Source organism: Persicitalea sp. (assembly GCF_041751555.1).
GTDB lineage: Bacteria > Bacteroidota > Bacteroidia > Cytophagales > Spirosomataceae > Persicitalea.
This window is the reverse complement of sequence record NZ_JBGSXF010000226.1, coordinates 1-7,770: the sequence shown is the minus strand read 5'-3', so window position 1 is coordinate 7,770 and position 7,770 is coordinate 1. Positions and strand designations below refer to the sequence as shown.

At 54.2% G+C, this 7,770-nt stretch carries 7 protein-coding genes and 2 pseudogenes; 6 read left to right on the top strand and 3 right to left on the bottom strand.

The window, feature by feature from the left end:
* Window positions 1-87 precede the first annotated feature (87 nt).
* Together ACEW8P_RS08130 and ACEW8P_RS08125 are read right to left on the bottom strand one after the other, a co-directional pair.
* A complete protein-coding gene (locus ACEW8P_RS08130) occupies window positions 88-501 on the bottom strand; it encodes an antitoxin Xre/MbcA/ParS toxin-binding domain-containing protein (RefSeq protein ID WP_373512588.1) in 414 nt (137 codons plus the stop codon).
* Between the two features lie 351 nt (window positions 502-852).
* A pseudogene (locus ACEW8P_RS08125) lies at window positions 853-3,909 on the bottom strand (Tn3 family transposase).
* A 155-nt stretch (window positions 3,910-4,064) separates the two neighbouring features.
* Here ACEW8P_RS08125 and ACEW8P_RS08120 point away from each other — a divergent pair.
* The 6 genes and pseudogenes from ACEW8P_RS08120 to ACEW8P_RS08095 all read left to right on the top strand — a co-directional run bounded on the left by ACEW8P_RS08120 (window position 4,065) and on the right by ACEW8P_RS08095 (window position 6,483).
* Window positions 4,065-4,721 (top strand): annotated as a pseudogene (locus tag ACEW8P_RS08120) (recombinase family protein).
* Between the two features lie 63 nt (window positions 4,722-4,784).
* On the top strand, window positions 4,785-5,075 hold the full coding sequence (locus ACEW8P_RS08115; RefSeq protein ID WP_373512587.1) for a type II toxin-antitoxin system RelE/ParE family toxin: 291 nt from the start codon (window positions 4,785-4,787) through the stop codon (window positions 5,073-5,075).
* Between the two features lie 15 nt (window positions 5,076-5,090).
* Window positions 5,091-5,390, top strand: a complete 300-nt coding sequence (locus ACEW8P_RS08110; RefSeq protein WP_373512586.1) for a HigA family addiction module antitoxin — start codon at window positions 5,091-5,093, stop codon at window positions 5,388-5,390.
* Between the two features lie 17 nt (window positions 5,391-5,407).
* Window positions 5,408-5,710 (top strand): hypothetical protein, encoded by a 303-nt coding sequence (locus tag ACEW8P_RS08105; RefSeq protein ID WP_373512585.1) that lies wholly within the window; start codon window positions 5,408-5,410, stop codon window positions 5,708-5,710.
* Window positions 5,711-5,727: 17 nt separating this feature from the next.
* Entirely contained in the window at window positions 5,728-5,949 is a 222-nt protein-coding gene (locus ACEW8P_RS08100) for a hypothetical protein (RefSeq protein ID WP_373512584.1), read from the top strand.
* A 303-nt stretch (window positions 5,950-6,252) separates the two neighbouring features.
* On the top strand, window positions 6,253-6,483 hold the full coding sequence (locus tag ACEW8P_RS08095) for a transposase family protein (RefSeq protein ID WP_373512589.1): 231 nt from the start codon (window positions 6,253-6,255) through the stop codon (window positions 6,481-6,483).
* Window positions 6,484-6,510: 27 nt separating this feature from the next.
* On the opposite strand, the gene ACEW8P_RS08090 is transcribed toward ACEW8P_RS08095, so the two are convergent.
* Complete coding sequence (locus ACEW8P_RS08090) at window positions 6,511-7,638, bottom strand: zinc-dependent alcohol dehydrogenase family protein (RefSeq protein WP_373512583.1); 1,128 nt, start codon at window positions 7,636-7,638, stop codon at window positions 6,511-6,513.
* Window positions 7,639-7,770: the final 132 nt, after the last annotated feature.

Here is a 7,770-nt window from a genome sequence, read left to right as displayed (position 1 = left end):
AGCGTCCGCCCGTCAGCCAGCTGCCGGTGGTGTCCAGCGGCTGGTCGGCGTACTTCTGGCGAACGACGCGATATACAATTGCCACGTTCAGCCGAAGATGCCATGATCAATGCGCCCCAACACCCGTTCCACCAGGGTGTAGCCCGTGACCGTGTCCAGGGTCTGTAGGGGCGTTTGGCGATCGAGTTCGCGAAGGGGAGCCCGCAGCCAGCCCAGAACGACATCCTGCTGGCCTTCGAAGGTGTCCAGGGCGTGTTCCAGCAGGTTTTCCAGTAGCGATAGCCGCTCGGAAGCCTCCCGGCTGATGCGCTGATCGGCGGGGAGGCGGTGCAGGTAGGGGTGCGACAGGCCGACGGCAGCGGCCATTTCCTTATCGGTCAGGCCCACCAGGCGCGCCACGCGATCCGCTTCGCTGCGGAGTACGCCCCGGCGGCTGCGGCTGATAATTTCCTGTTCGTTGAAGGGGCGGCTGTGCCGGGATATGGTTGTTGCGGGCATCATGGTCGTGAACTATTGGGCTAAGTTAGGCATACGGGCTTACCCGGCCAAATTTCATCCTTTCAACAGGATAAACAGGGTACCGGATCCCGGCGTTATTACAGCATCAAGTGTATTGCCTTTTACTCACCCCTATTGCCTTGACTGCTTGAAGGTACAATTTTCTCAGGGAACTTGCACACTCCTTGTCGCTTCCACTTTATTGATGAGTCCCAACTGCTGTTCTGTAAAGTCGAACTCCCCGCACAAGTTGATGTGGTGCCAGGTGTGAGGCCCTAACTACTCAATGGTACAATTTTCCCCAGGCTCTCGCAGACGGAGTTTCCAGTCCAACCCTGAGCGAATAATCGAATCTCAGGTGGTGAAAAGGTTCAGAATTGCCTCCATTTCAAAGACGGGCTTCACCTGCTGCTCGGCAAAGTCGAACTCCCCGTGCAGGTTGAGGTGATGCCAGGTATGGGTCGATGTCCGGGAGATGGCCTGCACCAACTCCTCCCGGTGCTCGTCCGACTTGCAGTCGCATACCTGCTGAGACAGCAACAGTAGGTTGTAGTAGTTGATGGCGTTTATGATCAGACGTTTGCATCCTTCCGCTACAAGCTGGTCATAGTGCGTCTCCCAGTTGAACTCCAGGGGATTGCCCAGCATCACTGCCTTGGCGAAGTGATTCGCGTTTTCCACCCTGGACAGCACCGCTTCCACCGAACCCCGCAAGTCCTCCTGGCTGATGTACCTCAGGATGTAAATGGTCTTGAACAGCCTGCCCAGCTCCTTGAGCGCCTTGTACAGCGGATTCTGGCGAGAGTAAGAATTCAGGCGTCTCAACAGGGTCGAAGCTTTCTCGTGGCCAAGCTTGATCGTCGTCACCAGGCGCAGTATGTCGTCCCAGTGCTAGACAATCAACTCGTAGTCCACCTTCTGGTTGGGAAGTATCCGGTAGCCCATCTCTTTAAAAGTTGAGACGGCATCGATGGAGTAAAGTTGGAGTTTGTGGATGGATGCCAGCCTTGGCCGCGACTCTATCCCCCAAATGCCGGTAATCGCCGCCACTGCCTCGGTATAGCCGTGGGTGTCGGTGGAATGGGCGTCGGAACTGATGACCTCGTCGTGCGAGAGGGCGTCCAGCACGTAGGGAGCCTCGCGCTCGCTCGCGCTGAAGACCGTCGAATAGATCAGCTGCCCGGCCTCGTCAAGGTGGGAATAGATCGTTATTCCCTTTCCGTCCCCGAAGTACTTAAACGAAGCCGAGGCCCTCAGCGAGGGGATCGAAACGTCGATTTTTTGCCCGTCGCTTCCCGTATGCACCAAGTTGGACTGGTTCCTGAACAAGTCGATGACCGGCAACCTATTGCTGTGCTTCAAGATCAGGTCATTGGCCCGAAGGGTGAGTTCGGGGGAGAAATAGTGCGTCGCCACGGCCTCAAGCGACTCGGGGCTGAGGTTGCGGGAGATCAGTCCCATTTTCCGAATGCCAATGTTCTCGCCGTAGCCGATGATCGCAGCATAAAAGAGCCTGTCTTCCGGGCGCTTGGGCAGGTAGTGCAGGGTTTTATACTGGAAGGCACCCATAAAACCCGTCAGATCGTTGACCTGGCGCAGCACCTCCAGCACCGAAATCACCTTGCCCTGGGGGTAAAGCGATACTCCATCCACTTCTTTTGCCCCTTTGGAACGGTAGCGGTGCAGGTGCCAACGGCCGCTCTTATCGAAATACACGGACGGGTTAGCCCCCAGACCTTCGTTAACCGATTTGAATTGCTGATTCAGGGAATGGTTCAGGCCGAGCAGGAAACGGCCAGCCGATAGGCGGTCTTCCAAACGGGCCTTCTTCAGTAGACTCGCTTTCTGGTTAACCCACTTCTGCTTGTCGATAAGGTATCTCTCAAAAGAGCGGTATTCGTAGGAAGACACCACGTTAAGGGTTCCGGCCTTCAGGTGTAGAACCACCTCTTTGAAAAGCAAGGCCTTGTAAAGCGACACCCTCACTTTCCCAGAATCGGAATGCACGCTGCCCCGGTCGTTGATCGATAAAAAGCCGAGCGGCAGCCGGGCGCTCTGGCCGATATCCCCCCGCCTTTCCTGAAAATAACGGACGGCCTCCCAGATGTCAACCTGCGAGGTGGCCTGGTCGAACACCAGGCAAACGAGCGTGGCGGAAATCCGGTTTTGTAGGTAGATGCTCTCCCTTTCGAGCTGTCCGTATAGTTCCTGCCCCTGCTGCACCCTCTGCTGAGTCTCCCGGAGCGAGGCCAGCTGACCGTGGTCGTCGTCAAGCGTTGACTGGGTGATTTTCTTTCGGTCGATGATGGCCCTGATCTGTATTACTTTGGCCGTGTCATCAAGCGTTCCGTCATTGGTTACCCGTTCTATCAAACCCAGGGCGTCGATGTGATCCTGATTGCGCTTGGTAACCCGCCCCACCAGGGTGGCCGTCTGGTGGCGCTGCCGGAAATGGTCTTCTTTGACCCGATTGTCGCAGTTGGTCAAGCTGCTGCTCATGGCGTTGAGCATAGTGATCACCAGAGCGTCGCCGAGGCTGAGGTACTGGTGAACGGCGAAGGCGACCAGCAGCAGGTATCGGTCGGTGCCGCGCCGGGCCACGTTGGCACTCCTGCTATCAAGCACGTACTGTGCGTAGTAGCGGATAGTCGCTTCCGAGAAATCGAGCTTTTTGATTAGCGGGCCAAGCTGGATGGCTATCTCCTTGAACCTCTCGAAAAGTCCGACCCGTTCCCTGATTATGGGGGGCCTCATGGACTGCGGGATCTTCCTGAGGTAGGTTAGCTCGTACCTGAACAGGTGATCCGGTTTGCTGAGCAGATCGTCAAGCATGTCCTTGTCGGCCGCATGAAGGTGCCTTTCCAGAACTTGCTCCAGATCCGACCTATATTCCGACAAAGCAGAATGGATGACACCCCGAAGGCTACTGTACGCTGGTGTCTCCACCCGCCTGTCCCGCAGGAATGCCACGCAGGAGTCGACAATGCCCTCCGGGCTCACCTGTAAATGGGCCAGCCGCTTCGCCTCCTCCAACAACAGGCTCTGGTGTGCGGCTGTGTAGGCCTCGAAGCCGAGGCGGCTGAGTATCTCCCCCTGGTGGCGGTAGTAGCTGCTGGACTGCTGGTAGGCGGCCATGTCCACCTGGTTGGGATCGATGTTCTTACCCGACTTTTGAATGAAGGTTACGTCCCCCTGGCGGAATTGGAGGGGTTCGAAGAAGCGGCACACGGTGCGGAAGTAGCCGAGCTGGAGTAGGAACCCCGCGCGGTTAGTCGAGGTCGGGAGCGTAGCGTAGAACTGCTCGGCCCACTCGGGCAACTGGATGAACACGGCCCGCTGGGCGTTGGTCAGGCTGGGCGGCGAGTCGAAGCGCTGCCGCTGCTCGTGGGAGAGGTAGTCCTTACGGGGCATGGGGGAGTCAAATCAAAGGTGGGTTTAACTGTACTTTGTCCCATCCGTGCCGGGCTGGGTGAAAGGCGGCACCAAACGGGCGGATTTGTAAATAAAACTTGTACAGCAATCAAAGTCTAATTAAGTTTCCCGGAAATTGGCAAAAACTATACAGAATGCGGATAGGATACGCAAGGGTCTCGACGAGGGATCAGAATTTGGAATTGCAATTGGACGCTCTGGCAAAGGCAGACTGCGAGATCATTTTTCAGGAAAAAGTCTCAGGTGTCAAAGCGGATCGCCCAGAGCTGGCGAGGATGCTTGGCCAACTGCGCCAAGGGGACGTAGTGGGCACCTACAAGCTCGACGGCTCCGGCCGCCCGGCGACTGGGGAGATCGCTGAAAAACTTGCTGGAACTGGTCACCGACTTTGAGAGCCGGGGTGTGGGTTTGAAAAGCCTGACGGATGCAATCGACACCACCACCCCGCAGGGCAGGCTGATCCTGAACATCTTCGGGTCGCTGGCCGAGTTCGAGCGCACAGCAGCGGCTGACCGTCGGCTTACCGGCGTGACTTGATCCGGGAAAGGACCAGGGCGGGTCTTGACGCTGCCCGGGCGAGAGGCAGGAAGGGCGGCAGGCGGCGGGGGCTGTCCACCGAAGCCCAGAAAAAGGCAATGCTGGCCGAAGTGTATTACAAAGAGGGAAAGTTGGGAGTCAACGAAATCGCCCAAACGGTCGGGGTTTCCAAAATGACGCTGTATAAGTACCTGCGGCTGCGTGGGGTAAGCATAGGAAGTACGGTGGCCAAGCGCTTGACTGACGAGAATTAATTCCAAATCGATTTTTTAATCTTTATATACTGTATATTTGCAGTATATAAAAAAGTTTGACTGATGATTATCTCCATTCAGCACAAGGGGCTGAAACTGTTCTGGACGAAGGGCGACCGGAGCAAGCTGCCTGCTTCGATGGTACCTAAGATAGAACGAGTATTATCCATTATTGATGAATTGGAACTGGTGCCGGACGACTTGCAGGATTTGATCTTTTTACGCCCCCACCCGCTTAAAGGAAACCTGAAGGATTTTTGGGCGATGGACATTTCGGGAAACTGGCGGATCATTTTCAAATTCAGCAACACGGATCACACCGCCTTCGATTTGGACTTTATAGACTATCACTAACTCTTACAGACGATTATGAAAAGACACAGCAGCATCAACGTGCATCCGGGCAGCATTCTCAAGGAGGATGTCTTGGTCCCCGCCCATCTGAGCCTTGGCAGCGCGGCGGAACTGCTACAGGTATCCAGGCTGACACTTTCTAAGATTGTCAACCAGAAGGGGGGTATCACGCCCAATATGGCAATCCGGATCTCCAAGGCTTTCGGCGGAAAGGCAGACTTCTGGTTGAGAATGCAGAGGGGGTATGACCTCAGGAAGGCTGAACAAGAGTTCGAAAAGAACCGCGTGCAGATCAAGAGATTTGAATTGGTTTAATCTGACCTTGCCCGATCATGTGTAAATCGACGGAAATAGCCTTTTTCAAAAGACACCAGGAGGACGGGATCTTTCACCATTATAAAGTCTTGGGCGGCGATGGCAAAACCAGGCACGGCTACCAAGAGGTGATCAATTTCCTTGACAGGGAGCCTATTATTTCCATTGAGCACAACCACCCCTACGATCCTGTTAATCCCCGGAAGCCTTTTAACCTGACGGGGACCTGGTGCACCTACGAGGTGGGGGTTCCAATAAGTGAGCAAGAATACCAGCAAGCATATCAGAAGGCGGTCGCCAATGAATTCGTTATCAGATAATTGAAATCCACTCAGACATGAAGATACAAACAGAGCCGATTGTTTTTCAGAAAGAAGTAATGATTCCTGTCCAGTTCGCCGATGGCGGCATTGATTTCAATCAGGAGCTGATCCCCACGGTGAGGCTTGCGGTTGCCGCTCTGGGCCTGACATCAGTAGAAGACCTAAAAGCAATTTATCAGAAGCAGTTTTCTGCCGTTTTCACCTCTCTGATGAACGACTTTTATCGCCTTAGCTAATTGGTATAGTTCAGTTATACTGTACTCAAAAACTGGGTAAATTATTCCAAACTACAAAACCAGGAAGACCCTAGCCCGTTAGAATTGACTGTAGCTGTATTAGGGCATTTATGATCTCGTACAGCTAACCCGTGGGGAAAATTGTACCATAGAGTAGTCAAGCCCTATGTGGGGAAAACGCATGATTATAGTATGCTGAAAGAGGAATTTCCGCCTCAGCAGGATTGGTTTGAAAAATTCGACATACGTTTGGATTCAGGTTACCAGGGTTCCGCAAAAGATTACTAATGCCGCCAGGCCTACCTGCCAGTTAAGGCCCAAAAGAAGTGCCCGCTGACCAACGAGCAGAAGCTTTCAAACAGGGAGCTAGCTAGTCAACGAATTGGAATCGAGCCGCTTCGGCGGACCGACAGTATAGGGCGAATGAAGCGTTACCGTATTGCTTCGGACCGTTTACGAATGCGTGACTTTGGAAAATATGACGACACTTTGGAAGTATGTGCTGGTCTATGGAATTTCTATTTAATGAATTGATTTATAGTGTTGCAACAAGTATAATGCTCAAAACGTTACTATTTGCCGAATGGCATCGCCGTTGGCTAATCGTTCGAAACCTTCATTGATCTCGTCCAAGCGCAGTTTGTGGGTCATGAGTTTATCGACGGGCAACCGGCCCGACTGGTACAAGGCTATGTAAGCTGGTATGTCCCGAACGGGCACGCAACTGCCAATGTAAGACCCCTGCAACGTGCGTTCTTCGGCCACCAATTTAACCGGGGCCAACTGCATGAGCTTACTGGGGTGCGGCAAACCCGCCGTAACGGTTTTACCCCCCCGGCCCGTGGCGTTGTAGGTAAATTCCAGGGCCGGTACCGCCCCGGCAAACTCAAAACCAATGTCCACGCCCCCGCCGGTCAGGTCTTTTACCTGCTCCACGGCGTTTTCCTGGGCGGAATCTACCACAGCATGGGCACCTAATTCGAGGGCTTTGGTAAGTTTATCGGGGTTGATGTCGGCCACGATGACCTGGCTGGCCCCGGCGGCCAATGCGCCCAGCAACGCAGCAAAGCCAATGCCGCCCATGCCCGTAATCAGTACGGTTTGACCCAGCGACACCTTTGCCGTGTTGACCACAGCTCCTATGCCCGTCATAACAGCGCACCCAAACAAAGCCGCTATGTCGAACGGTAGCGTCGGATCTATTTTCACAACCGATTTTCTGGAAACGACGGTGTATTCCGCAAAACCCGACACGCCCATGTGGTGATGGATGGGCTGCTGTTGCCCGTTCTGAAGCCGTCTCCCACCCCCCAATAATTCGCCCTTGTTGTTGGCTGTCAACCCGTTCTCGCACAGGGCCGGGCGGCCGGTCATGCTGGGCGTACAGTGGTTACAGATAGGCAGGAACGAAAACACGACGTGATTGCCAACGACTATATCCGACACGTCCGGGCCCAGCTCAACCACTTCGCCGGCTGCTTCGTGGCCCAGCACCATCGGCGTTTGGCGGGGACGATTGCCATCGATGACCGACAAATCGGAATGACATAAACCGGCCGCTTTGATTTTTACCAAAACTTCACCCCGTTGCGGAGCGGCTAAATCAACGGTTTCAATAATAAGCGGGTTACTTTGCGTGTAGGGTCGTTCCCGGCCCATTTCGTGCAGGACGGCGGCTCGTATTTTCATTCTCCTTTACTATTAATGGTCAGTATGCTCCAAAAAACACCCGTTTATTCCGTCAAAATCTCAATCTCCATCTGATTCCACTTGTAGTTGGTAGAATGATTGTCACCTGCATCCGACCAGATGAGTTGCATC